The 23,817-nt window shown below is 67.5% G+C and carries 24 protein-coding genes; 17 read left to right on the top strand and 7 right to left on the bottom strand.

All coding sequences use genetic code 11. The annotated features are described in order from the left end of the window. Positions 1-28: 28 nt before the first annotated feature. The 7 genes from SKC41_RS03900 to SKC41_RS03930 are packed head-to-tail and all read left to right on the top strand — an operon-like array spanning position 29 to position 7,198. The gene (locus SKC41_RS03900; RefSeq protein ID WP_330976407.1) at positions 29-1,774 is read left to right on the top strand and encodes a cytochrome c biogenesis protein DipZ; all 1,746 of its coding nucleotides are present in this window, start codon (positions 29-31) and stop codon (positions 1,772-1,774) included. A 56-nt stretch (positions 1,775-1,830) separates the two neighbouring features. Continuing rightward, on the top strand, positions 1,831-3,132 hold the full coding sequence (locus SKC41_RS03905; protein WP_330976408.1) for an NAD(P)/FAD-dependent oxidoreductase: 1,302 nt from the start codon (positions 1,831-1,833) through the stop codon (positions 3,130-3,132). After that, a complete protein-coding gene (locus tag SKC41_RS03910) occupies positions 3,126-3,824 on the top strand; it encodes a DUF1365 domain-containing protein (RefSeq protein ID WP_330976409.1) in 699 nt (232 codons plus the stop codon). The genes SKC41_RS03905 and SKC41_RS03910 overlap by 7 nt, the downstream gene beginning before the upstream one ends. Continuing rightward, positions 3,821-5,092: a class I SAM-dependent methyltransferase gene (locus SKC41_RS03915; RefSeq protein ID WP_330976410.1), complete on the top strand. Its 1,272-nt coding sequence runs from the start codon at positions 3,821-3,823 to the stop codon at positions 5,090-5,092. The genes SKC41_RS03910 and SKC41_RS03915 overlap by 4 nt, the downstream gene beginning before the upstream one ends. After that, positions 5,089-5,892: a DUF1295 domain-containing protein gene (locus tag SKC41_RS03920; RefSeq protein WP_330976411.1), complete on the top strand. Its 804-nt coding sequence runs from the start codon at positions 5,089-5,091 to the stop codon at positions 5,890-5,892. The genes SKC41_RS03915 and SKC41_RS03920 overlap by 4 nt, the downstream gene beginning before the upstream one ends. A 44-nt stretch (positions 5,893-5,936) precedes the next feature. After that, entirely contained in the window at positions 5,937-6,500 is a 564-nt protein-coding gene (locus SKC41_RS03925) for a sigma-70 family RNA polymerase sigma factor (protein WP_330976412.1), read from the top strand. After that, the gene (locus SKC41_RS03930) at positions 6,497-7,198 is read left to right on the top strand and encodes an anti-sigma factor (protein ID WP_330976413.1); all 702 of its coding nucleotides are present in this window, start codon (positions 6,497-6,499) and stop codon (positions 7,196-7,198) included. Before SKC41_RS03925 ends, SKC41_RS03930 begins: the two co-directional genes overlap by 4 nt. Here SKC41_RS03930 and SKC41_RS03935 read toward each other — a convergent pair. Both SKC41_RS03935 and SKC41_RS03940 read right to left on the bottom strand, forming a co-directional pair. Beyond that, positions 7,195-8,040, bottom strand: a complete 846-nt coding sequence (locus SKC41_RS03935) for a hypothetical protein (RefSeq protein WP_330976414.1) — start codon at positions 8,038-8,040, stop codon at positions 7,195-7,197. The genes SKC41_RS03930 and SKC41_RS03935 overlap by 4 nt on opposite strands. Before the next feature lie 9 nt (positions 8,041-8,049). Next, entirely contained in the window at positions 8,050-8,565 is a 516-nt protein-coding gene (locus SKC41_RS03940; protein WP_330976415.1) for a mycothiol transferase, read from the bottom strand. Between the two features lie 218 nt (positions 8,566-8,783). On the opposite strand from SKC41_RS03940, the gene SKC41_RS03945 reads away from it, so the two are divergent. Genes SKC41_RS03945 through SKC41_RS03960 form a run of 4 tightly spaced genes read left to right on the top strand, consistent with a single transcriptional unit; the run spans position 8,784 to position 12,401 of the window. Next, positions 8,784-10,514 carry an N-acyl-D-amino-acid deacylase family protein gene (locus SKC41_RS03945; protein ID WP_330976416.1) on the top strand — a complete coding sequence of 577 codons (1,731 nt, stop codon included), beginning with the start codon at positions 8,784-8,786 and terminating at the stop codon, positions 10,512-10,514. A gap of 38 nt (positions 10,515-10,552) precedes the next feature. Beyond that, positions 10,553-11,392 carry a PPE family protein gene (locus SKC41_RS03950; protein WP_330976417.1) on the top strand — a complete coding sequence of 280 codons (840 nt, stop codon included), beginning with the start codon at positions 10,553-10,555 and terminating at the stop codon, positions 11,390-11,392. 31 nt (positions 11,393-11,423) lie between these two features. After that, entirely contained in the window at positions 11,424-11,822 is a 399-nt protein-coding gene (locus SKC41_RS03955) for a pyridoxamine 5'-phosphate oxidase family protein (protein WP_330976418.1), read from the top strand. 18 nt (positions 11,823-11,840) lie between these two features. Further along, complete coding sequence (locus SKC41_RS03960; protein WP_330976419.1) at positions 11,841-12,401, top strand: carboxymuconolactone decarboxylase family protein; 561 nt, start codon at positions 11,841-11,843, stop codon at positions 12,399-12,401. Here the strand turns inward: SKC41_RS03960 and SKC41_RS03965 are convergent. Next, the gene (locus tag SKC41_RS03965; protein WP_330976420.1) at positions 12,390-13,214 is read right to left on the bottom strand and encodes an SDR family NAD(P)-dependent oxidoreductase; all 825 of its coding nucleotides are present in this window, start codon (positions 13,212-13,214) and stop codon (positions 12,390-12,392) included. The two genes, SKC41_RS03960 and SKC41_RS03965, sit on opposite strands and share 12 nt — an antisense overlap. A 92-nt stretch (positions 13,215-13,306) precedes the next feature. On the opposite strand from SKC41_RS03965, the gene SKC41_RS03970 reads away from it, so the two are divergent. Next, positions 13,307-13,681: a pyridoxamine 5'-phosphate oxidase family protein gene (locus SKC41_RS03970; RefSeq protein ID WP_330976421.1), complete on the top strand. Its 375-nt coding sequence runs from the start codon at positions 13,307-13,309 to the stop codon at positions 13,679-13,681. A 71-nt stretch (positions 13,682-13,752) separates the two neighbouring features. Here the strand turns inward: SKC41_RS03970 and groL are convergent, their stop codons facing one another. Together groL and SKC41_RS03980 are read right to left on the bottom strand one after the other, a co-directional pair. Further along, positions 13,753-15,378, bottom strand: a complete 1,626-nt coding sequence (gene groL, locus SKC41_RS03975) for a chaperonin GroEL (protein ID WP_330976422.1) — start codon at positions 15,376-15,378, stop codon at positions 13,753-13,755. A gap of 209 nt (positions 15,379-15,587) precedes the next feature. After that, positions 15,588-16,154: a TetR/AcrR family transcriptional regulator gene (locus SKC41_RS03980; RefSeq protein WP_330976423.1), complete on the bottom strand. Its 567-nt coding sequence runs from the start codon at positions 16,152-16,154 to the stop codon at positions 15,588-15,590. A gap of 101 nt (positions 16,155-16,255) precedes the next feature. On the opposite strand from SKC41_RS03980, the gene SKC41_RS03985 reads away from it, so the two are divergent. From SKC41_RS03985 to SKC41_RS04000, 4 genes are all read left to right on the top strand, one after another. After that, the gene (locus SKC41_RS03985) at positions 16,256-17,125 is read left to right on the top strand and encodes an SDR family NAD(P)-dependent oxidoreductase (protein WP_330976424.1); all 870 of its coding nucleotides are present in this window, start codon (positions 16,256-16,258) and stop codon (positions 17,123-17,125) included. Between the two features lie 123 nt (positions 17,126-17,248). Continuing rightward, positions 17,249-17,752: a cupin domain-containing protein gene (locus SKC41_RS03990; protein WP_330976425.1), complete on the top strand. Its 504-nt coding sequence runs from the start codon at positions 17,249-17,251 to the stop codon at positions 17,750-17,752. A gap of 134 nt (positions 17,753-17,886) precedes the next feature. Then, entirely contained in the window at positions 17,887-19,449 is a 1,563-nt protein-coding gene (locus tag SKC41_RS03995) for an FAD-dependent monooxygenase (protein WP_330976426.1), read from the top strand. Positions 19,450-19,455: 6 nt separating this feature from the next. Then, a complete protein-coding gene (locus SKC41_RS04000; RefSeq protein WP_330976427.1) occupies positions 19,456-20,526 on the top strand; it encodes an alpha/beta hydrolase in 1,071 nt (356 codons plus the stop codon). Here SKC41_RS04000 and SKC41_RS04005 read toward each other — a convergent pair. Together SKC41_RS04005 and SKC41_RS04010 are read right to left on the bottom strand one after the other, a co-directional pair. Then, on the bottom strand, positions 20,508-21,938 hold the full coding sequence (locus SKC41_RS04005) for a flavin-containing monooxygenase (RefSeq protein WP_330976428.1): 1,431 nt from the start codon (positions 21,936-21,938) through the stop codon (positions 20,508-20,510). The two genes, SKC41_RS04000 and SKC41_RS04005, sit on opposite strands and share 19 nt — an antisense overlap. An 11-nt stretch (positions 21,939-21,949) precedes the next feature. Continuing rightward, entirely contained in the window at positions 21,950-22,444 is a 495-nt protein-coding gene (locus SKC41_RS04010) for a VOC family protein (protein ID WP_330976429.1), read from the bottom strand. 103 nt (positions 22,445-22,547) lie between these two features. Here SKC41_RS04010 and moeA point away from each other — a divergent pair, with 103 nt between their 5' ends. After that, positions 22,548-23,762, top strand: a complete 1,215-nt coding sequence (gene moeA, locus SKC41_RS04015) for a molybdopterin molybdotransferase MoeA (protein WP_330976430.1) — start codon at positions 22,548-22,550, stop codon at positions 23,760-23,762. The last annotated feature ends 55 nt before the right edge of the window (positions 23,763-23,817 follow it).

The raw sequence follows: 23,817 nt of genomic DNA on the forward strand, positions 1-23,817 counted from the left end.
GTAACCGCCGCCGTCTCGAATAACTCGTATGCACACAATTGCGCTCATCGGCTTGCTCGGTGGCCTGATCACCGGCATCTCGCCATGCATCCTGCCCGTGCTTCCGGTGATTTTTCTGTCCGGCATGGACGGCAGCGACAGCAAAGCCAGCAGTCGCGGTTTGAGTTCGGCGATGCGTCCCTACTTGGTGATCGCGGGCCTGGTGTGCAGCTTCAGCCTGGCCACCCTGATCGGCTCCGCGCTGCTGTCAGCACTGCATCTGCCGCAGGATGCCATCCGGTGGACCGCACTGGTGGTGCTCACTCTGATCGGCCTGGGTTTGATCTTCCCGCCGCTGCAACACCTGATCGAGCGGCCGTTCGCCTTCCTACCGCAACGCCAAAGCAGCGCCAGCACAGATGGTTTCGGCCTGGGACTGACGTTGGGCGCCCTGTATGTACCCTGCGCCGGGCCGGTGCTGGCCGCGATCGTGGTGGCCGGCGGCACGACGTCGCTCGGGCCGGCCACGTTCGTGTTGACCGCCACGTTCGCGCTCGGCAACGCGATACCGCTGTTGGCTTTCGCGCTGGCCGGACGGCAAGTCGCGCAACGGGTTACGGCCTTCCGCCGTCGTCAACGCCAGATTCAGATCGTCGGCGGAATCATGATGATCGTGCTCGCGGTGGCGCTGGTGTTCAATTTACCCGCCCTGCTGCAGCGCGCCGTCCCCGACTACACGACTGCGATGCAGAATCGCTTGGGCGCCAACGATATCCAACGCTCACTGATCCCCAGTCACCCACCGGGGCCGACCACGGGTAGCGTGCTGGAACTCAATCAGGGCAACACCAGTAACGGGCTGCCCACCAACTGCACCGACGGCGCTACCGAGCTGCAGCAGTGCGGGCAGGCCCCGGCCATCACCGGCATCACCGGATGGCTCAACACCCCGGACGGCAAACCGCTCGACCCCGCGTCGGTGCGGGGCAAGGTCGTCCTGATCGACTTTTGGGCCTACTCCTGCATCAACTGCCAACGCGCCATCCCGCACGTCGTCGATTGGTACAACCGCTACCGCGACAGCGGCTTGGTGGTCATCGGGGTGCACACTCCCGAGTACGCCTTCGAACGGGTCCCCGGCAACGTGGCCAGCGGTGCCGCCGGCTTGCACATCGACTACCCCATCGCGCTGGACAACGACTACGCGACCTGGAACGCCTTCAACAACATGTACTGGCCGGCCGAATACCTGATCGACGGGAACGGAACGCTGCGGCACACCAAATTCGGCGAAGGCGACTACGACGGCACCGAGAAGCTGATCCGCCAACTGCTGAGGGACGCCAATCCGAACGTCGCCCTGCCCGCGCCGGCCAACGGGGCCGACACCACCCCGAAGACCAACCTCACCCCCGAGACCTACCTGGCGCCCGACAAAGCCACCACCTACGGCGGTGACGGCAGCTATCAGGCGGGCACCGCGGGGTTCGGCTTCCCGGCACAGCTGGCCAACGACAGATTCGCCCTGCGCGGCCGGTGGACCCTCGACGACCAGGGCATCACCGCCGAAAGCGACGACGCCGCGATCCGGCTGAACTACACGGCCAAGAGCGTCTTCGTCGTCGTGGGCGGCACCGGAACCATCACCATGACCCGCGACGGGAAAACCACCACCACACCGATCGGCGGCGTCCCCACGCTGCACGAAATCGTGTCCGATGGCGGCGCCCACCGCGATCAGTTCGACCTGCAGGTGAGCAAGGGCCTGCAGGTGTTTTCGTTCACTTTCGGCTAGACATCCTTAAGGGCGAAGCAGCCCATCCGCCAGCTGCGTGGTTACGAATAGGAGTCGTGGACTCGTCACACGTGCGTTCAGTCGCGGTCATCGGCAGCGGCGTAGCCGGCCTTACCGCCGCCTACATCCTGTCCGGCCGGGACCGCGTCACGCTGTATGAAGCCGACGTGCGGCTGGGCGGCCACGCGCACACCCATTTCCTGGACGACGGCGGCGCGGTGATCGGCGTCGACTCGGCGTTTCTGGTGCACAACGACCGTACCTATCCGACGCTGTGCCGGCTGCTGAGCGAGCTGGGGGTGGCCACCCAGGAATCCGAGATGTCGATGTCGGTGCGCGCCGACGAGATCGGGCTCGAATACGCCGGCGCCCTGGGCCTGAGTGGGTTGTTCGCGTGTAAGCAGTCGCTGCGGCCCCGCTACCTGCACATGCTCGCCGAGATCACCCGCTTCCACCGCGCCGCGGCGCTGCTGCTGCGCGACGACAGCACCGAGCCAGAGGAACTGGAGACGCTGGAATCCTTTCTGCGCCGGCACCGCTTCTCGTCCTATTTCATCGACTTTTTCATCACCCCACTGGTCGCGGCGGTGTGGTCGTGCGCCGGCGACGACGCCCTGCGCTACCCGGCGCGCTATCTGTTCGTCTTCCTCGACCACCACGGCATGCTTTCGGTGTTCGGCTCCCCCACCTGGCGCACCGTGACCGGGGGTTCGGCGCACTACGTGCAGGCCATCGCCGCACGGCTCGCCGAGGTGTCGACCGGGACGCCGGTGACCTCGCTGCGGCGGGTACCCGACGGCGTGTGGGTGCGGTCGGGCGACAACCCGCCGCGGCTGTTCGACGCAGCCGTCGTCGCCGTGCATCCCGACCAGGCGCTGCTGCTGCTCGACGATCCGAACCCCTGGGAGCGCGCGGTGCTGGGCGCGATTCCGTACTCGACCAATCAGGCACAGCTGCACACCGACGAGTCGCTGCTACCCAGGCATCGCCGTGCGCGCGCATCATGGAACTACCTGGTTACCCCCGAGAAGGACCATGTCGTGGTCACCTATGACGTCAGCAGACTCATGCGGCTGGATGGCAACCGCCGGTACCTGGTGACCCTGGGCGGTCACAACCGCGTCGATCCGGCGTCGGTGATCGCCGAAATGACCTACAGTCATCCGTTATACACGCCGGAATCCGTTGCGGCACAAGCATTGTTGCCCACACTGGATGATGATCGGGTGGTCTTCGCCGGCGCCTACCACGGCTGGGGTTTCCACGAGGACGGCGCCGCCTCGGGCCTGGCCGCGGCGCGGCGCCTCGGTGCCGACTGGCCGACGGCGACCCGGTGCGAGGCGGTCGCCCGATGCTGACGCCCGCGCTCTACCGCACCACGATCAGCCATTCGCGACAGGCACCGGTGCGCCACTCGTTCGAATACCGAAGCTACAGCTGGTATGTCGACCTCGACGACCTGCCGCGGCTGCCCTGGTGGCTGCGACCGTTCGCCCGCTTTCGCGCCTCTGACCACTTCGCCCCTGGGCAGCAGGGCTCGTTGCGCGACCGGCTCGGTGCCTTCTTCGCCGAGCGCGGCCTGGCCGCGCCCGAGGGTCGCGTCACCGCTTTGCTGCAGGCGCGCGTGCTCGGGTATGTGTTCAATCCGCTGAGCGTCTTTTGGTGCCACGACCGCGACGGCCGGCTGCGCCATGTGATCGCCGAGGTGCACAACACCTACGGCGACCGCCACGCCTACCTGCTGCCCCCGGCCGACATGCCGGTGGTCACCGAGAAGAAGTTCTATGTCTCGCCGTTCAATGCCGTGGACGGCTACTACCTGGTGCGAGCACCTCGGCCCGACAACGAAGTCGACATCACCATCGAGCTGCGCCGCGACCGTCAGCCCGCGTTCGTGGCCAACATGCGCGGGCAACGGCGGCCCGCGACCGCCGCACAGGTCGCGATCATGCAACTCATTTCGCCGCTGGCACCGCTGGTGGTGGCTTTACGTATCCGAATTCAGGGGATCAAACTGTGGTTACGTCGAGTTCCGTTGGTACCGCGATGACCGTACCGACCATCCGAAAACCCTCGGCGGCAATCGATTCCGAACGCTGGCCGGCAATCGCGAAGGTGCCGTCCGGGCCCGGGAGTGCGGCCGCGGCCGCGGCCGCCGACCGGCTGCTGCGACGCGCGGCCGCTCGGCTTCCGCTGCGAGTGGCCTACCCCGACGGCACGGTCGTCGGTGCGGCCGACCCGACGGTGCCGACTTTGGTTGTCCACCAACCGAAAGCGATGGCGCGCCGAATCGGGCGCTACGGCCTCATCGGCTTCGGCGAGTCCTACATGGCAGGGGAATGGTCGTCGGACGACCTCAGCGGGCTGTTGACGGTGTTCGCCACCTCGGTGGACGAACTGGTGCCGCGCCCATTGCAATGGTTGCGTCCGATCGGGCCGGCCTTCCGGCCGCGGTGGTGGGGCGCCAGCCGGGATCGCGCCCGGCGCAATATCGCCGAGCATTACGACCTGTCCAACGACCTGTTCGCCGAATTCCTCGACGAGACCATGACGTACTCCTGCGCGCTGTTCGACCGGTTGCCGGCGTCGGCGGCGGATTTGGCTGCCGCACAAGAGCGCAAGATCGATCGGCTGCTCGACCTCGCCGGCGTTCACCAGGGCAGCCGGATACTCGAAATCGGGACCGGCTGGGGCGAGCTGTGCATCCGCGCGGCCACCCGGGGAGCCGAGATCCGCTCGGTGACCCTGTCGGTCGAGCAACAGCAGCTGGCGCGGCTTCGGGTTGCCGCGGCGGGGCTGACCGACAAGGTGACGATCGACCTCTGCGACTACCGCGACGTCGAGGGGGTCTACGACGCGGTGGTGTCGGTCGAGATGATCGAAGCGGTGGGATTCCATGCGTGGCAACGGTATTTCGACACGCTCGAACGGCTGGTGCGACCGGGCGGCCGCGTTGCGATCCAGGCGATCACGATGCCGCACTCCCGGATGATGGCCAGCCGCAACACGCACACCTGGATCCAGAAGTACATCTTCCCGGGCGGACTGCTGCCTTCTACCCAGGCCATCTCCGCAATCACCGAGCGCCGCACCGGTTTACGCACGGTCGACATGACCTCGTTGCGCCCACACTACGCCGAGACGCTGCGGCTATGGCGGGAGCGGTTTCTGCAGCGGCGAGACCGATTGGCGCACATCGGCTTCGACGATGTGTTCCAGCGAATGTGGGAGCTGTATCTGGCGTATTCCGAGGCGGGCTTCCGATCGGGATACTTGGACGTCTACCAGTGGACGTTCGCGCGCGAGGGGTGCCGATGAGTGACGTGAGCATCATAGAGAACTTGGCCCAGGTGTCCGGCGCCTCGGTTGTGGTTCTGGCCGTGGTGCATTCGGTCACGTTCACCATCGGCAAGCGCATCGGCCGCTACAACGTCGTCGACGTCGCGTGGGGCATCGGCTTCGTCGCGATCGCCGCCGTTGCTGCGGCGCTCGGCCAAGGCGACCCGATCCGCCGCTGGTTGCTGCTGGCGCTGGTGACGATCTGGGGCGCGCGGCTGAGCTGGCATATCCACCGCAAGACCGCCGGCAAGGGTGAGGATCCGCGATATGCCGCCATGCTGCGCAACGCCACACCCGGGGTGGTGCTGCGCAAAGTCTTTCTGTTGCAGGCGTTGATCACCTGGTTCGTCTCCTTTCCGCTGCAACTGTCGGCAGTGACCGGGCCCACCCCGAAACCGCTGACCGTCGCGCTGGTGCTCGGCGTGGTCGTGTGGCTGGTGGGTGTCACCTTCGAAGCGGTCGGTGACCGGCAGCTGCGGATCTTCAAGTCCGACCCAGCCAATCGCGGTGTGGTGATGGACCGCGGTCTGTGGGCGTGGACGCGTCACCCCAATTACTTCGGCGACGCCACCGTGTGGTGGGGCCTGTGGCTGATCACCATCACCGGCTGGTGGTCGCTGGCCACGGTCGGCTCACCGCTGCTGATGACGTACTTCCTGGTGTTTGTGACCGGGGTCCGGCTGACGGAGAAATTGATGGCCGGCCGGCCGGGCTTCGCGGAATATCAGCAAAGGACCGCGTGTTTTGTCCCGCGACCGCCGAGAGCGGCACGCCGATAGCCGTCGTCGATGCGGCCCGGCGGACAGCGATAGGCTACCTGACAATGACCGGACTGCCGCAGCTGAGCAGCGACTTGGATGAGTTGCTGCGTCAAGTTGCGCGCGGCGATACCCAGGCTTTCGCCGCCGTCTACGACCTGACCAAGAGCCGGGTGTTCGGGCTGGTGATCCGGGTGCTGCGCGACGCCGGTTACAGCGAGGAAACCACCCAGGAGATCTATCTCGAGGTGTGGCGTTCGGCGTCGGACTACGACCCGGCCCGCGGCTCCGCCCTGTCCTGGTTGCTGACCATGGCGCACCGGCGGGCGATCGACCGGGTGCGCGCCGAGCAGGCCGGCAGTCGCCGTGAGTCGCGCTACGGCGCGGCCAACGTCGACACCGACCACGACGTGGTCGCCGACTCGGCGATCGCCGGCGACGAGCGCCGCCGGGTGGCCGACTGCCTGGGCGGGCTGACCGATGCGCAGCGGCAGTGCATCGAGCTGGCGTACTACGGCGGGCTGACGTACCCGGAGGTGGCCCAACGGCTGGCGGCCAATTTGTCGACGATCAAATCCCGCATCCGCGACGGGCTGCGCGGGCTGCGTAACTGCCTGGACGTAGCATGACCGAGCCCACCGATTTCGAGCTGCTCGAGCTGGCCACGCCGTACGCCCTGCACGCGGTGTCCGACGCGGAGCGCGCCGACATCGACTTGCACCTCGCGGCCGCACCGGCGTCGATCGCGTCGGCCTTCGCCGAGGAAGTCCGCGCCGTGCGCGAGACGATGGCCGTCGTCTCGGCTTCGACCATCGCCGAACCGCCCGCGCATCTGCGGTCCGCCGTGCTCGCCCTGGCCACACCAAGTCTTGTGAAGCGCCAAAACCGTTGGCGCACCACCGCATTGATATCGGTCGCGGCGGCGATCGTGGCGGGCCTGACGGCATTCGGCCTGCAGACGCTGTTGCGCCCGACGCCGACGCAGTCGGTGGCCGAGCAGGTGATGGCGGCCCCGGACGTCCGGACCGTTTCGCGCCCGCTGGCCAACGGGACGGCCACGGTGGTCTTCTCCCGCGATCGCGGCGCCGGGGTGCTGGTGATGAACAACGTGCCGCCGCCCACTCCGGGCACCGTCTACCAGATGTGGTTGATCGACTCCAAGGGCCCGACCTCGGCGGGGACGATGGGCACCGCGGCCGTCTCGCCCTCGACGACGGCGACGCTGACCAACCTCGGAAAGTCGACGGCCCTGGCCTTCACCGTCGAACCCGGCGCGGGCTCACCCCAGCCGACCAGCCCGATATTGGCGACCTTGCCGCTGAGCTAAGCCTTCTTCACCAGGCTGCCCAGCACCGCGACGATCACGCCGACGACGACCAGCCCCGCGCCGGCGGCCAACGTCAGGTTCAGCCAGTCCCGCATTCCGGCTTCGGCCGTGTGGACCATGACGTCGGCGATCTGGCGGACGTCGCCGCTGGTGCGATTGAGCGCCTCGTTGACGTAGCGGGCACCGACCTCCATGCCGACCCACCCGGCGGCGCCGACCAGCAGCGCCGAAACGCCCAGACCGGTCAGCGCCTTGCCGCGGCGCCGGGCTGCCAGCAGTGTCAGCAGTGCTAACAGCCCGCTAAGCGCGACCGCCCCCAAGCTCGCCCACTTGCCCCACGCGCCGACCCGGCTCAGCTCCCCCGGCCGCAGCGAGTGGGGCACCGACGCCGTCAGCGGCACGGTCAGCGTGGCGGGCACCTTCACGTTGTGCTCGCTCAAGATCTGCGCAAACGCGGGATCGTTGAGCATCGGGGCCACGTCGACCGCCCAGGAATCACCGGACCCCGCATCGGCGAACAGCCAGCGATGTGCCGCCCGGTTCGCCGTCGCGAACATCGGCGGGAAGGACGGACCGGCGGTGTATGCGCCGGCCGCGTCGCGCACCTGCGCGCTGTCCACGGGAGTGCGTCCACCGCCATGCTCGGCGATCAGCGTCATCGTCCGGCTGGTGAGTTCACCGGCCATCGCGGACTGCAGGGCCGGGTCGCCCGCCGCCTTCCGGGCCAGCGCCGCGTAGCCGTTCTCGTCGACAAGATTGAGCTGTACCCAGGCCCCGGGGACGGCCACCGCCAGCGCGATCGTGGTGGCGAGCCACAGCGTCAGCGTCGCGAGGAATCGCACGCCGTCAATCTACGGCGCGATGCCCCGCACGTACGCGGCTTGCCCGAGGTGCTGGGCGCAGTCGTCGATGATGCTCACCAACCGGGCGCTGGCCGTCACCGGCGGATCCCAGTTGCTGTCGACGACCCGGGCCAGCTCGTCGGCGGTGACGCCGGCGATGTACTCGCACGAGAGCTTGTGCACCGCGTGGTAGTAGCCGGACAGCAAATCGGCAGGCGCACGGACCTTCGCCACCTCCGCGGCGCCGTGGCCGTAGCCGGTGTCGCGGCGCGGCAGATCCAGCGCGAAGCGGTCCACCCAGCCGTCGCGGGTCCAGACCTCCTCGACACCGGCGACGTGGGCCAGCTGGATGTCCTGCACCCGGGCGCTGTGCCAGATCAGCCAGGCGATGGAGTTGGCGTCCGGGCTGGGTCGGTAGTTGGACAATTCGTCGGTCAGTCCATCGGTGAGCTCGTCGACGTGTTCGATCAACCGGGTGAACGCGTCGCGGAGTAACTCGCGGGCGGCGGCGTCGGCATCTGACATACCAACGACACTACGGACCCCGGGGATAGACCGCGTCGACGTTGTTGCCGTCCGGATCGCGCACGAACGCACCGAGGTTTTCGTCGGCGGCCACCAACACGAGGTGATCTTCCCGACGAGAACGCCTGGGATTTCGCGTAGTCAGCGCAGTTAATACCCACGTGGTCGATCGCGAATTGATCGTGGCACGACGTGCGGCGCGGTCGTAGATTGATGAGGTGATCTACGACCTCCTCATTCGCAATGGCACCATCGTCGACGGGCTGGGGGGTGAGCCGTACGTCGGCGACGTCGGGGTAACCGGCGGCGTCATCACGGCCGTCGGATCCGTGAACGGCGACCGTGCCGAGCGCGAGATCGACGCGACCGGCCTGCTGATCACGCCGGGTTTCGTCGACCTGCACACGCACTACGACGGCCAGTCCATCTGGTCGGAGCGCCTGACCCCCTCCTCGGCACACGGCGTGACCACCGTGGTGATGGGCAACTGCGGCGTCGGGTTCGCGCCGTGCCGTCAGGAAGACCACGACGTCCTCGTCGACGTGATGGCCGGGGTGGAGGACATCCCGGGCGTCGTGATGACCGACGGCCTGCCGTGGACCTGGGAAACCTTTCCCGAATACCTGAACGCGCTCGAAGCCGGTAGGCGTGACATCGACGTGGCCGCCTACCTGCCACATTCGCCGCTGCGCGTCTACGTGATGGGCCAGCGCGGCGCCGACCGCGAAGCCGCTACCGCCGACGACCTCGCCAAGATGCGGGCGCTGGCCAAGGAGGCCATGGAAGTCGGTGCGCTGGGCTTCGCGTCGTCGCGGCTGACCATCCATAAGACCGAAAGCGGTTCGCCCATACCGAGTTACGAAGCCGCCCGCGAGGAGATCGAAGAGATCGCCAAGGGCGTCGTTGACGGCGGCGGCGGGCTGCTGCAATTCGTGCCCGATATTCCGGCCGGCGGCTACCAGCCGGTGCTGCAGACAGTGTTCGACGTCGCCGAGGAGGTCGGCTTGCCGGTCACCTTCACCCTCGTCGTCGCCAACGCCGGGGACCCGACGTGGCCCGACGCGATCAACATGATCGAGAAGGCCAACGCCGCCGGCGGCGACATCACCGCGCAACTGCTGCCCCGCCCGATCGGGTTGATCATCGGGCTGCAACTCACCGCCAACCCGTTCGTGCTCTACCCCAGCTACCGGGAGATCGCGCATCTGCCGCTGGCCGAGCGGGTCGCCGAGATGCGCAAGCCCGAGGTCCGCGCCCGCATCCTGGCCGACAAGCCGGGCCAAGGCCACCCGATCCTGTACGTCGCGCAAATGTGGGACTGGATCTTCCCGCTGGGCGACAACCCCAACTACGAGCCGGACCCGGCGGACAGCATCGGGGCCCGGGCCAGGGCCCGCGGCGTGAACCCGATGGAGGAGGCCTACGACCGGCTGCTCGACGACGACGGCCGCGCCATGCTGCTGGTCGCGACCAGCAATATGGAGCGCAACTCGCTGAACACGGTCGGCGAGCTGCTGCGCCGCGACGACGTGGTGCTCGGGCTCGGCGACGGCGGCGCCCACTACGGGATGATCTGCGACGCCAGCTACTCGACGTTCTTCCTGACGCACTGGGCGCGGGACCGGGCGTCTGGACGCTTCACGGTCGCCGAGGCCGTCCGCGAGCTGACGTCGGTGCCGGCCCGGGTCGCCGGGCTGGCCGATCGCGGCCGAATCGCGGTCGGATACAAGGGCGATCTCAACGTGATCGACCACGCGGCGCTGCGCCTGCACAAGCCGGTGATCACTTATGACCTACCCGCCGGCGGGCGTCGTCTGGACCAGACCGCGGACGGGTATGTGGCCACGATCGTGTCCGGCGAAGTGATCGCCGAAAACGGCAAACCCACCGACGCGCGTCCCGGCAAGCTGGTCCGCGGGCGCCAAATGGGGCCCGCAGCCACGCCATAACGCTACGAAGAAGCGCCTGTCCCGGTTAAGTTATTGCAGTGACGAGCCCGCATTTTGCGTGGTTGCCGCCAGAGATCAATTCGGCCCTCCTTTACGCCGGTCCTGGATCGGCGCCGCTGCATGCTGCCGCGGAAGCCTGGGATGGGCTTGCCGAGAACCTGGCCTCGTCCGCGTCCTCGTTCTTCTCCGTGGCCTCGGATCTGGCCAACGGCTCGTGGCAGGGTCCCTCGGCCACGGCGATGCTGGCCGTCGCGACCCAATACGTGAGCTGGCTCAAGGCGGCGGCCGCACAGGCCGAGGCGACCTCCAGCCAGGCTTCGGCCATCGCGGGCGCCTTCGAGACGGCGCTGTCGGCCACGGTGCAGCCGGCGGTGGTTACCGCCAACCGCGCCTTGGTGCGGGCGTTGGCTTCGCAGAACCATCTGGGCCAGAACGCCCCCACGATCATGGACATCGAGTCCGCCTACGAACAGATGTGGGCCACTGACGTGGCCGCGATGTCCGGGTATCACGCCGACGCCTCGGCGGCCGCCGAACAGCTGGCGCCCTGGCAGCAGGTCATGCAGAACCTCGGCATGCAATTCCACAACGGCGACCTGATCTTCGGACCGCACGCGGGCACCGGGGGCCTGGCACACCACATCAACGCACTGGCCAGCCTCGATCACACCGGCGGCCACGTCGGATCCTGGCTGACCGACACCCCCGGCACCGGGTTTGCGCATACCGTGACGAGCGGTGCGGCGTCCGCGGACTTCAGCGCGAGCCTGCTCAATTCACCGAACGCCGGCACCGGTTTCAACCCGGGAACCGCGAACCTGGGTCTGCTCAGCAATCTGGGCTCGGGCACCATACCGACGGGTTTGACGGCGGACTGACGACACGCCCGCTGCGCCTATCCTCGACATCATGCGCACCAAGAAGAGGGTGGATCTGCAGAGGCTGGCCGCCGCCCTGCCCGACTTCCCGTTCGCGTACCTGATCACCGTCGACGACGGATACCGCGTCCACACCGTGACGGTCGAACCGCGGCTGCGCGACGGCGCCGTCCTCGATATCGGACTCATCGGCGGCCGCACCCGCGAAAACCTCAGCCAGCGCGCCGATGTCACCCTGCTGTGGCCGCCGCGCGAGCCGGGCGGCTATTCGCTGATCGTGGACGGCCACGCCGAAGTCGCCGAGTCCGACTCCGAGACAGTGCGATTGGACGTGGTGCCGACCCGCGCGCTACTGCACCGCGACGCCGATCCCGACTCCGCGGCCAAAGGCACCCTGCACGACTGCGTGGTGTTCTCCCTGCCGGCATGACCTCGTACAGTCAGTCGCATGAGTCGCGTCGCGCCGCTAGCCCCGCCGTGGAGCGAGGAAGACACCACCAGCATCAACAGCTGGGGCCACCCGGACCGCCCATATGAGCCCCTGCTCCTGGTGCGCTGCCTGCAGCGCCACCCCGCGCTGGCCAACCGGCTACGCAAGCTCGGTGAATCCCTTTACATCGCAGCGCTTTTGCCGCCGCGGACCCGGACGATCGCGATCCTGCGCACCTGCGCACTGGTCGGTTGCGAGTACGAGTGGGGCGGGCAGGCGGCGTTCTGGGGACCGATCGTCGGAGTCAGCGACGACGAGTGTGACGCGCTGGTGACCGGCGGCCCCGACGACGCGCGGTGGGGTCCGGCCGAGCGGACGCTGATCGAGGCGGTCGACGAGCTGGAGCGCACCGGGTCGTGGTCGGAGGCGACGTGGACGGCGCTGGGCCGCGACCTCGACGACGAGCAGCGCATCGAATTGCTCACGGCCGTCGGCTGGTATCGCACCATCTGCACACTGTGCAACGCGCTCGCCCTACCGATGGAGGGCTGGATGCGGCGCTGGCCACTAGGGCGCTGAGCGGTCCCGTTTGAGACCGGGATGCTGCCTTTTAAGTAGCGGCAGCAGCAGACGTCGCGGCATGAACTGAAACAGCCGGGTGCTGATTTGGCTTGGCAGCCCGGGGATCACCGCTCCGCGATCGCCGTCGAGCGCGTCGACTCCGGCGCGCGCCACCTCGCTGGCGGGCAGCCACATGAACTTCGGGAACGCGTCGGCGAACTTCCGCTCGTCCATGCCGGCGTTCTTCAGGAACTCGGTGCGCACCGGGCCGGGGTTGAGCAGCGCAACGGTGACACCGCTGCCGGCCAGTTCGCCACGCAGTCCTTCGGTGTAGGTGATCACGAACGCCTTGGTGGCGGCGTAGCCGACCTGGCCGGGGAAGGGGTAGTAGCCCGCGGTCGATCCGACGTTGAGAATTGCGCCGCGCCCGCGCGGCACCATCTGCTGGACCGCGCGCGTGGTCAGGTCGATAACGGCCTCGACGTTGACCCGCACCTGGGCGATCTCGTCGTCGACCGACACATCCGTCACCGACCCGATGGTGCCGATGCCGGCGTTGTTGACCAGGATCTCGGCCGTCAGCCCGCGACGATCGACCTCGCCGAAAAGGCCGGCGCGAGCGGCCGAATCCGCGACGTCGCAACCGATCACCTCGACGCGAACCCGACTCGCGAGTTCATCGGCCAGCTCGTGCAGCTTGTCCTCGCGGCGCGCGACGAGGGTGACGCCGTGCCCGCGATCGGCGAGCTCGCGGGCGATGGCGGCGCCGATGCCCGACGACGCTCCGGTGACGACGGCGGTGCTGGTGGGTGCGGGAGTTGGGAGAGCCACGCAGCTAACCCTAGGGCGCCGAGCGCGGGCCCTAGGTACGAGTACTTCCACTCGCACTCTTGCAGCCCACACTCGCGGCCTATCCTCGCGTCATGAGCGTGAAAGTCGATCTCGATCAACTCACCGGCGCGCTGGCCGACTTCACGTTCGCCTACCTGATCACCTTCGGCGACGGACGGCACGCGCACGCCGTGGCGGTGCACCCGGTGCTGATCGACGGCGTGCTGGAGGTGGGCTCGATCGGCAACAGCACCCGCAACAACATCGCCCGGCACGACGCGGTCACGCTGGTCTGGCCGCCGCGCGAACCCGACGGCTACTCGCTGATCGTCGACGGCACCGGCCTCGCCGGCGACGACGCGCTGCAAGTGGTGCCGAGTCGCGCGGTTCTGCACCGCAAGGCGGCGCCGCAGACGGTGACCAGACCCGGCTGTAAGGACGACTGCCTGCGTCTCGAGCAGCCCTGACACACGAAAAAGCCCGGCCCCAAAAGGGACCGGGCTTTTCTCGTAGCTGGGACTTATTCGTACTCAGAGACTTAGAAGTCCATACCGCCCATGCCACCGGTCGGGTCGCCGACGGGAGCGGCGGCCTTCTCCGGCTTGTCGGCAACGACGGCCTCGGTGGTCAGGAACAGCGCCGCGATGGACGCAGCGTTCTGCAGCGCCGAACGGGTCACCTTCACCGGGTCGGCAACGCCGGCCTTGAGCAGGTCCTCGTACTCACCGGTGGCGGCGTTCAGGCCGACGCCGGGCTTCGAGTTGCGAACCTTCTCGGCGACCACGCCGGGCTCGAGCCCGCCGTTGAAGGCGATCTGCTTCAGCGGAGCCTCGAGCGCCACGCGGACGATGTTGACGCCAGTGGCCTCGTCGCCCTTGAGCTTCAGGTCGTCCAGCGCCGGGGCCGCCTGCAGCAGAGCCACGCCACCACCGGCGACGATGCCCTCCTCGACGGCGGCCTTGGCGTTGCGCACCGCGTCCTCGATGCGGTGCTTGCGCTCCTTGAGCTCCACCTCGGTGGCAGCTCCGGCCTTGATCACCGCAACACCGCCGGCCAGCTTGGCCAGGCGCTCCTGCAGCTTCTCGCGGTCGTAGTCGGAGTCGCTGTTCTCGATCTCGGCGCGGATCTGGGCCACCCGGCCGGCGATGGCGTCGGGGTCACCCGCACCCTCGACGATGGTGGTCTCGTCCTTGGTGATGACGACCTTGCGGGCCTTGCCGAGCAGCGAGATGTCGGCGGTCTCGAGGGAGAGGCCGACCTCTTCGCTGACGACCTGACCACCGGTGAGGATGGCCATGTCCTGCAGCATCGCCTTGCGGCGGTCACCGAAGCCGGGGGCCTTGACCGCCACCGACTTGAAGGTGCCACGGATCTTGTTCACGACCAGGGTGGACAGCGCCTCGCCCTCGACGTCCTCGGCGATGATCAGCAGCGGCTTGCCGCCCTGAATGACCTTCTCCAGCAGCGGGAGCAGGTCCTTGACGGTCGACACCTTGGAGCTGACCAGCAGGATGTAGGGGTCCTCCAGGACCGCTTCCTGACGCTCGGCGTCGGTGACGAAGTACCCCGAGATGTAGCCCTTGTCGAACCGCATGCCCTCGGTGAGCTCGAGCTGCAGGCCGAAGGTGTTGGACTCTTCAACGGTGATGACGCCCTCGTTGCCGACCTTGTCCATCGCCTCGGCGATCAGGTCACCGATCGACTGGTCGCCCGCCGAGATGCCCGCGGTCGCCGCGATCTGCTCCTTGGTCTCCACGTCCTTGGCCGACTTCAGCAGGGTCTCGGTGATCTTCTCGACGGCCTTCTCGATGCCGCGCTTGAGGCCCAGCGGGTTGGCGCCGGCCGCAACGTTGCGCAGGCCCTCTTTGACGAGCGCCTGAGCCAGCACCGTGGCCGTCGTCGTGCCGTCACCGGCAACGTCGTCGGTCTTCTTGGCAACTTCCTTGACCAGCTCGGCGCCGATCTTCTCGTACGGGTCCTCCAGTTCGATCTCCTTGGCGATGGACACGCCATCGTTGGTGATCGTGGGAGCGCCCCACTTCTTCTCTAGGACGACGTTGCGACCCTTGGGGCCCAACGTCACCTTTACCGCGTCGGCGAGGGCGTTCAGACCCCGCTCGAGGCCGCGACGGGCCTCTTCGTCGTACGCAATTGTCTTGGCCATTGCGAAGTGATTCCTCCGGATTGGGGATGAAACTGGGGTCACCGGGTGGCAACAACCCAATTACTTACGCTGGCCGGGCGCAGTGCCCGCGACGGACGACCAGAGCTGGCCTCACCGTCCCGACCTAGCACTCACACACTGCGAGTGCCAACGTCATTCTTAGCACTCGCCTATGCCGAGTGCAAGAACGGGGCTGCGGTTATCGGGGGCTATCGCTTAGCGCGTAAACCGTCCACGACGACGTCGGTGACCCGCTGGGCCAATTCCGCGTTGTAGGCCTCCATGGCCTGACATCCGACCATGATCGTCTTCACTTCGCGTACGCCGATGTCCGGCCGCGCGGTGCCCGCCCGCTGCGCGGCGCGCAGCAGCTCGTCGAGCATTGCCAGGAAGGCATCCTCGGCATCCGGTGCGGCGGCGGCGATGTCGATGCCGAAACCGGCCAGGGCATCGACCAGGCCGCGATCCGCCGCGCCCCACTGCAGCACCAGCGAACGCAGATAGGCGAACAGCGCCTCGCCCGGGCCGGCGGATTCCAGCAGGGCGTGTCCCTCGTCAACGAGCTGCTGCATGCGGTCGTCGATGACCGCCTGGAACAGCGCCTCCTTGGTCGGGAAGTGCCGGTAGACGGTGCCCGCCCCGACGCCGGCCCGACGGGCGATCTCGTCGATGGGCACCGACAAGCCCTCGGCCGCGAAGGTGTCGTAGGCGACTTCCAGCACGCGCGCCCGGTTGCGCGCCGCGTCGGCACGCAGCCGACGTTCAGGCTGCGCCATTTGTTCACCACCTATCGGTTGACAAAGCGGGGCGCACGTTCCGTATAGTACGAATCAACCGGAGCGCTCGCCCCGTTTAGTTTCCCATTAAGGAGTTTGCCATGGCCAAGTGGACAGCAGCGGACATTCCCGACCAGAAAGGCCGTGTCGCCGTCGTCACCGGAGCCAACACCGGCCTGGGCTACGAAACGGCCGCCGCGCTCGCCGAGCGGGGCGCCCACGTCGTGCTCGCGGTGCGCAACCTCGACAAGGGCAAGGACGCCGCCGCCCGGATCGCCGCCAAGAGCCCCGGCGCCGACGTGGCGCTGCAGGAGCTCGACCTGACGTCGCTGGACTCCGTCCGCGCGGCCGCCGGACAGCTCAAGTCCGACTACGACCGCATCGACCTGCTGATCAACAACGCGGGCGTGATGTACACGCCGAAGGAAACCACCAAAGACGGCTTCGAGATGCAGTTCGGCACCAACCACCTGGGCCACTTCGCGCTCACCGGCCTGCTGCTGGAGCGGCTGCTGCCGGTCCCCGGATCGCGGGTCGTGACGGTGAGCAGCATGGGCCACCGCATCCTGGCCGACATCCACTTCGACGACCTGCAGTGGGAGCGCTCCTACAACCGGGTCGCGGCCTACGGGCAGGCCAAGCTGGCCAACCTGCTGTTCACCTACGAGCTGCAGCGCAAGCTCGCCCCGCACGGCACGACGATCGCCGCCGCCGCCCACCCCGGCGGGTCGAACACCGAGCTGGGCCGCTACACGCCCGCGGCGTTCCGGCCGCTCGTCAACGTGTTCTTCTCGGTGATCGCTCAGGACGCGGCCATGGGCGCGCTCCCGACGCTGCGCGCGGCCACCGACCCGGGCGTGCTCGGCGGCCAGTACTACGGCCCCGACGGGTTCGCCGAGACCCGCGGTTACCCCAAGCTGGTCTCGTCCAGCGAGAAGTCCCACGACGTCGACCTGCAGCGCCGGCTGTAATCGGTCTCTGAGGACCTCACCGGGGTGGTCTACCCGTCCGATTAGGGCACATCGAGCAGCCGCTCCTCTCTTGCGCCTTTCCGGACCTCCACCCCGGCGAGGCCAACTGGCAGGCTGGATTTCATGTCCCTCGTCGTGCCGCCGTATCCGCCGACCCGCTACACCGCCGAGCAGCCGGAGGTCAGCGCCTGGCTCAGACGGGCCCCGGAAAATGGAGGGGCACCGCCGGACTACGAGACCGCCGGGGTCAAGTACCACTACCTCGCCAACCAGCAGGCCACCGACGGCGACTACGGCCTGTACCGGGTCGATATCGGGCCGGCCGGCGGCGGGCCCCCGGCGCACTACCACCGGGCCATGTCGGAGGCCTTCTTCGTGCTGTCCGGGACGATCAAGCTCTACGACGGCACGGAGTGGGTCGACGGCCGCGCGCGCGATTTCCTCTACGTGCCGCCGGGCGGAATCCACGGCTTCCGTAACGAGGCCGACGAACCCGCGTCGATCCTGATGCTGTTCGCGCCCGGTGCTCCGCGCGAGACCTACTTCGAAGGTTTTGGCGCACTGGCCGACATGACCGACGACGAACGCAGCGAGTGGTTCGTCCGGCACGACAACTTCTGGGTCTGAGGCGCCGCGTCGCCCGTAGTTAGCGCCTTCTTCAACTCAAGTTTCATCACGGCGTGAATTTCCTATTGCGTTGAGACTAGTTTCAACGTAGCGTGAGGATAGTTTCAACGAACCGTGAAAATCAGGAGTAGACGATGCACACCACCTCGAAGACCGAAGTCTTGGTCGTCGGTGCCGGGCCGGTCGGGCTGGTCGCCGGCTGCGAACTCGCCCGCCGCGGCATCCGCGTGCGAGTAATCGACAAGTTGGCAGCACCCACCGACCAGTCCCGGGCCATCGCGGTGCACTCCCGCAGCCTGGACATGTATTCCCGGATGGGCATCATTGACGAGATGGTGAGCACCGGGGTCAAGGCCACCGCGATGCGGATGTACGCCGGCAGCAGCAGGCTGTTCCACGTCCCGCTGAGCGTCGTCGATAGCGCGTTCCCATTCAGCTTGGTCACGGCGCAAACCGAGACCGAGCGGGTGCTGACCGAATACCTGGAGTCGCTCGGTGTCACGATCGAACGCGGTGTCGAACTGGTCGCGCTGAAGCAGGACGACGCCGGCGCGCACCTCACCTTGCGGCACGCCGACGGAGTGACCGAACTCCTCACCACGCCGTGGGTGATCGGTGCCGACGGCGCCCGCAGCACCGTGCGCAAACTTGTCGGCACCAAACTCGCCGGTTCCTTTGTGGGAGAACGCTTTCTGCTCGGCGACGTCGATGCCGAGCATCAGCTGGACCGGGATTCGATGTACACCTTCTTCGCCCCCGACGGGCCGGTGGTGGTACTGCCGATGCGGGAAGGGCGGATGCGTTTTCTGGCCGAGATCCACGACGCGCCAGGCGCCCCGCTGAACCTCCACCCCACACAGGACGAACTGCAGACGATCCTCGACCAGCGAGTCGGCGGAATCCACTTGCTTACCTCGCATTGGCTGACCAGTTTCGAGGTCCACCACGCGCGGGTGCCCGCCTACCGCTGGGGCCGGGTCTTCCTGGCCGGCGACGCCGCCCACATCCACAGCCCGGCCGGTGGCCAGGGCATGAACACCGGCATGCAGGACGCATTCAACCTGGCATGGAAGCTGGCCGCGGTGCTCAATGGCGAAGCCGGCGAGCGGCTGCTGGACAGCTATGAAGCCGAACGACTTCCCGTTGCCCACAAGGTCATTTCGTTCACCGATCGGCTCACCCGGGTGGGAACGTTGTCCGGGGTGCCGCGGGTAATCCGCAACCTGATCGTGAAGACCCTGTCCCATATCCCGGCGATCAGCCGATTCGTCGCCAACGTCGTCGAGGAGATCGACATCGGCTACCGGGACAGCCCCATCGCCGTGGGCCAACCGGTCAAACGCGCCAAAGCGGTTGCCGGTGATCATCTTCCACATGTCGTCGACGAGACGGTGCAGAAGCAGCTCAGCGCCGTCTGCGGCGCACAGAACACCGGCCACACCGTGGTCACCGTCGCCCATGGACATGTGGCACCCGCCGCGGGGGAGGGCGAGTTGCAGGTCCTGGTCACCGATGCCGACACGCCGGTCGCAGGGTACGACGCCGTCATCGCCGACCCGAAAGGTCTTGTGGCACAACGACTCGGACTCACCGCCGGAGGCCGGGTCGTGGTCCGCCCGGACGGCTACCTCGGGGCGGTCGCCGCCCTCGCCGACACCGCCACCATCGCCGACTACTTCGCCACACTGAGGAGCTGAACCACCATGTACACCTTCGATATCGACGCCGCGGACATGTTCGAGGACCGCACCCACCAGTTCGAGAAGTTCGGCATTCCGCTCGACGACATCGAGCGGATGCGCGAAGCCGTCATCGACATGTGGACCGACGCGCCCGGCGGGTGGACCTACGAATGGTCCAAGCTGGCCAACGAATACGCCTATCGTGGTGACCACCGGATGGCGTCGCTGGTCTATGGTTGCGCGAAGTTCCCCTGTCTGACCGATCAAGCCCGGGTACAGGCAATGCGCAACCAGCTCGAGCAATTCCATTTAGCCGCACCGGATTTCCCGGTCTCCTTCGAACGCCGCATCATCACCGTCCCCTATCGCGGTGACACCGTCGAGGTGCCCGTCCACCTGTACTCCACCGACGGCGACTATGCCGCGCGGCCCGTGCTGATCGCCAGCGGCGGGGTGGACACCTGGAAGATGGACATCCACCCGTGGTGCGTGGGGTTCACGATGAACGCCGGGGTGTCGACGCTGGCCTTCGACCACCCGGGCACCGGCGAAACCACGATTCCGCTCGACCAGTACGCCGACGAAGTGATTCACGGAATCGCCGCCTACGCAAAGACACTCGGCGACGGCCGGGTGGCGCACTTCGGCGCCTCGTTCGGAGGCAACTTCGCCGCGATGTCGGGACTGTCCGGGATCGTGGACGCTGCGATCGATCTCGGCGGTCCGGTTGTCGACTCCTTCGAGCCGGAGAATGTCAAGAAGCTGCCCTACGGAATGCACGACATTCTCGGCAACGCCATGCATTGGGACCACTCCCCCTCCCTGGATGAGCTCAGCGCCGGCATCGGTCAGCTCAACCGAGCAGATCTTCTTGCCCAGCACAATAATTCGGCAATGCTCGTCGCCAACGGAGCCGACGATTACTTCATCCCGCAATCGGACACCCTTGTCTTCAAGGGCCGCCCGAACACCGAGGTCCACCTGATCGAGGGCGCCGGTCACGTCGCGATGAGCAAGGCCCCAGAGGTGGTACCGATGATGATCGGGTGGCTACGCAACCAGTTCACCGACAACTACGCGCGCAGCTCGTAGTCCTCGTCCACCAGCGTGCGGGTGCGTTCGAAGAAGGTCCGCCCGCTGTAGGGCAGCTGGGTGACGACCTTGCCGCTGGGATGGCGAAAGTAGTTGGTGCAGGCCAGCCAGACCTTGCCCTCCATCGCGGCCTGGATCTCGTCGTTGTAGCGGCGCTGCGCTTCCTCGGTGACCTCGATGGTGCGCGCCCCGCGACCACCCATCACGTCGAGCATCTGCCGGATGAAGGTCGTCTGCGCCTCGTGGATGTAGATGATCGAGTTGACGCCATTCGTGTTGGGGCCGTAGAGCGTAAAGAAGTTCGGGTATCCGGCGATCAACGTGCCAAGGTAGGCTTCGGCGCCGTCACTCCAGTCGTCGCGCAGCACCCGGCCGCCGCTGCCGTACACGTCGATGCTGGCGAGATAGTCCGCGGCTTTGAAGCCGGTGCCGTAGATGATGGTGTCGACGCGGTGCTCGACGCCGTCGGCGGTGCGCACCCCGCGTTCGGTGATCTCGGCGATCGCGCTGGTTTCCAGGCTGACGTTCGGCAATCCGAACGTCGGGTACCACTCGCGCGACATCAACGGCCGCTTGCAGCCCACCGGGTAGTCCGGCGTCAGCTTGGCGCGCAGCTCGGGATCGGCGACCTTGCGCATCAGGTAGCTGCGGGCCAGCTCGGTCGCCTCGCGGGTTTGCGTGGCGTCGACGTCGAAGCTGGAAGCCTCGTAGGCGTCGAATGCCTCGTCGCGCAGCTTCTGCACGGCCGCCGGATCGCGTTCGAACTCTGCGTGTTGTTCCGGTGTGAACGGAAAATCCAATCGGGGAGAGATCCAGATCGGTGTTCGTTGAAACACGGTGAGATGTGCGGTTTTCGGGGCGATCGCCGGGACGTACTGGATCGCGCTGGCGCCCGTGCCGATGGACGCGACCCGCTCACCTGCCGTCGACTTGCTGTGATCCCACCGCGCGGAGTGGAATCGCCTGCCCCGAAACCGCTGCGCCCCAGGGATATCCGGGATGTGGGGCACGTCGAGCATTCCGACAGCGCTGACCACGGCGTCGAACTCGTGCTGATCGCCGTCGCCGGTGACGAGCGTCCACCGTCGGCGGCGCTGCGACCACCGCGCGGTGGTGATCGAGGTGTGGGGCCGCAGGTGCGGTCCCAGCCCGTGCTCGGCGGCCACCCGTTCCAGGTAGGCCAGGATCTCGGGCTGGTTCGCGTAGGTCTTGCTCCATCGCGGGTTCAGCGCGAACGAGTAGGAGTACAGATGCGACGGCACATCGCAGGCCGCACCCGGAAAAGTGTTGTGCCGCCAGGTACCTCCGAATCCGTCGGCGCGGTCGAAGATGGTGAAGTCGTAGCCGCCCTCGGCGAGCTGGATTCCCATCGCGATGCCACCGGCGCCCGCGCCGATGACCGCGACATTCATTTTTCGGGGCATCACGCCCCGAATTGCGCGAAGTAGGGTCGCTCGGGCCGGCTCTTCTCCACCAGGATGAACACCACGCCCCACGGATCGACGAACCAGGTGGTGCGCACTCGCGCGACATCGGCGATTCCGCTCACCAGGAACCGGACTCCCTTGCCCTCGAGTTCGGCGCGGGTGGCCTCGAGGTCCTCACAGACCAGCCCGACGTGCGAGAGCCCGTGGTCGGTGAGTGCCCTGCCGGCGCCACGCCGGCCGTCAGGAGGGCCACCGTCGACGTTGAGGTACTCGATCACCTCGAGGACGCGATCGCTGCCGTCGCCGAAGCCGACGATGGCGGCTTTCATGGTCGGATCGGACACCAGCTCACCCATGTCGTCGCGAATGGCGTTACCGGCCATCACGTACGGTGGCGACAGCACACGCAGGCCCAACACGTCACGGTAAAAGGCCACCGCGGCCTCACAATCCGGTACGCACACCCCGGTGTGGGCCATCCCGGTAATCACGTTCTCGACTCTACGTCGGACGGCACGGATCGCAGAGGATGAGTTTGCCGACGCCGCGACCACCGGCGTCGGCTCCGGAATCCGAGGGGCCGATAATGGCCGGGTGCGGTCAGTCGAGGAACATCAGCGCGTCGTAGCTGCCATGATCAGCGCCCGCCCCGCCGTGCCGGTGCCACTGACGGAGGCGCAGGGCCTGGTTCTGGCGGATGACGTGGTTGCCGAGCTGGCGCTGCCGGTTTTCGACAACTCCGCGATGGACGGATACGCGGTACGCGCCGAGGAGACCGAGGGCGCCACACCCGACCGGCCGGTCGTCTTGCCGGTCGCCGAGGACATTCCCGCCGGGCGCACCGACCCGTTGACGCTGCAACCCGGAACCGCGCACCGGATCATGACCGGCGCGCCGATGCCGGCGGGGGCGACGGGCGTTGTGCCGGTGGAGAACACCGACGGCGGCGTGGACTCGGTGGCGATCCGCGCCCATTCGGAGCCCGGCAAGCACATCCGCCGGGCGGGCGAAGACGTGGCGCCGGGCACCACCGTGCTGCGCAAGGGTCAGGTCGTCACGCCGGCGGTGCTGGGCCTGGCCGCGGCGCTGGGATTGCCGGGGCTGCCGGTGATCCCGCGGCAGCGCGTGCTGGTGATCTCGACCGGGACGGAGCTGGTGACGCCGGGCACCCCGCTGCGGCCCGGACAGATCTACGAGTCCAACTCGATCATGCTGGCCGGGGCCGTGCGTGAGGCAGGCGCGGACGTGATCGCCGTCGCGACCGCGCAAGACGATGTCGCGCAGTTCAGCTCGATCCTGGATCGGCATGCGGGCGAGGCCGACCTGATCATCACCAGCGGCGGAGTCAGCGCCGGCGCCTATGAGGTCGTCAAGGACGCGTTCGGGCCCCACGGCGTCCAGCGCGGCGAAGGGGTGGAATTCGTCAAGGTGGCAATGCAACCCGGGATGCCGCAGGGCATCGGCCGGGTGGCCGGCACCACGATCGTCACCCTGCCCGGCAACCCGGTCAGCGCGCTGGTGTCCTTCGAGGTGTTCATCCGTCCCGCGCTGCGCACCGCGATGGGCCTGCCGGATCCGCACCGCCCGCACCGGCCCGCGGTGCTTGCCGAGTCGCTGACCTCGCCGAAAGGCAAACGCCAATTCCGGCGCGCGATTCTCGACACCGCCAACGGCAGCGTGCTCAGCTACGGCCCGCCGGCCTCGCACCATCTGCGGTGGCTGGCTTCCGCGAACGGCCTGCTGGACATCCCCGAGGATGTCGTGGAGGTGCCCGCCGGAACCGAGCTGCAGGTGTGGGATCTGACCTGAGAGTTCGACACTCCCGGTTGCTGGCCCGCACGACGCGGCACGGCACCCGGGCTCC

Source organism: Mycobacterium sp. 050128, assembly GCF_036409155.1.
Taxonomy (GTDB): domain Bacteria; phylum Actinomycetota; class Actinomycetes; order Mycobacteriales; family Mycobacteriaceae; genus Mycobacterium.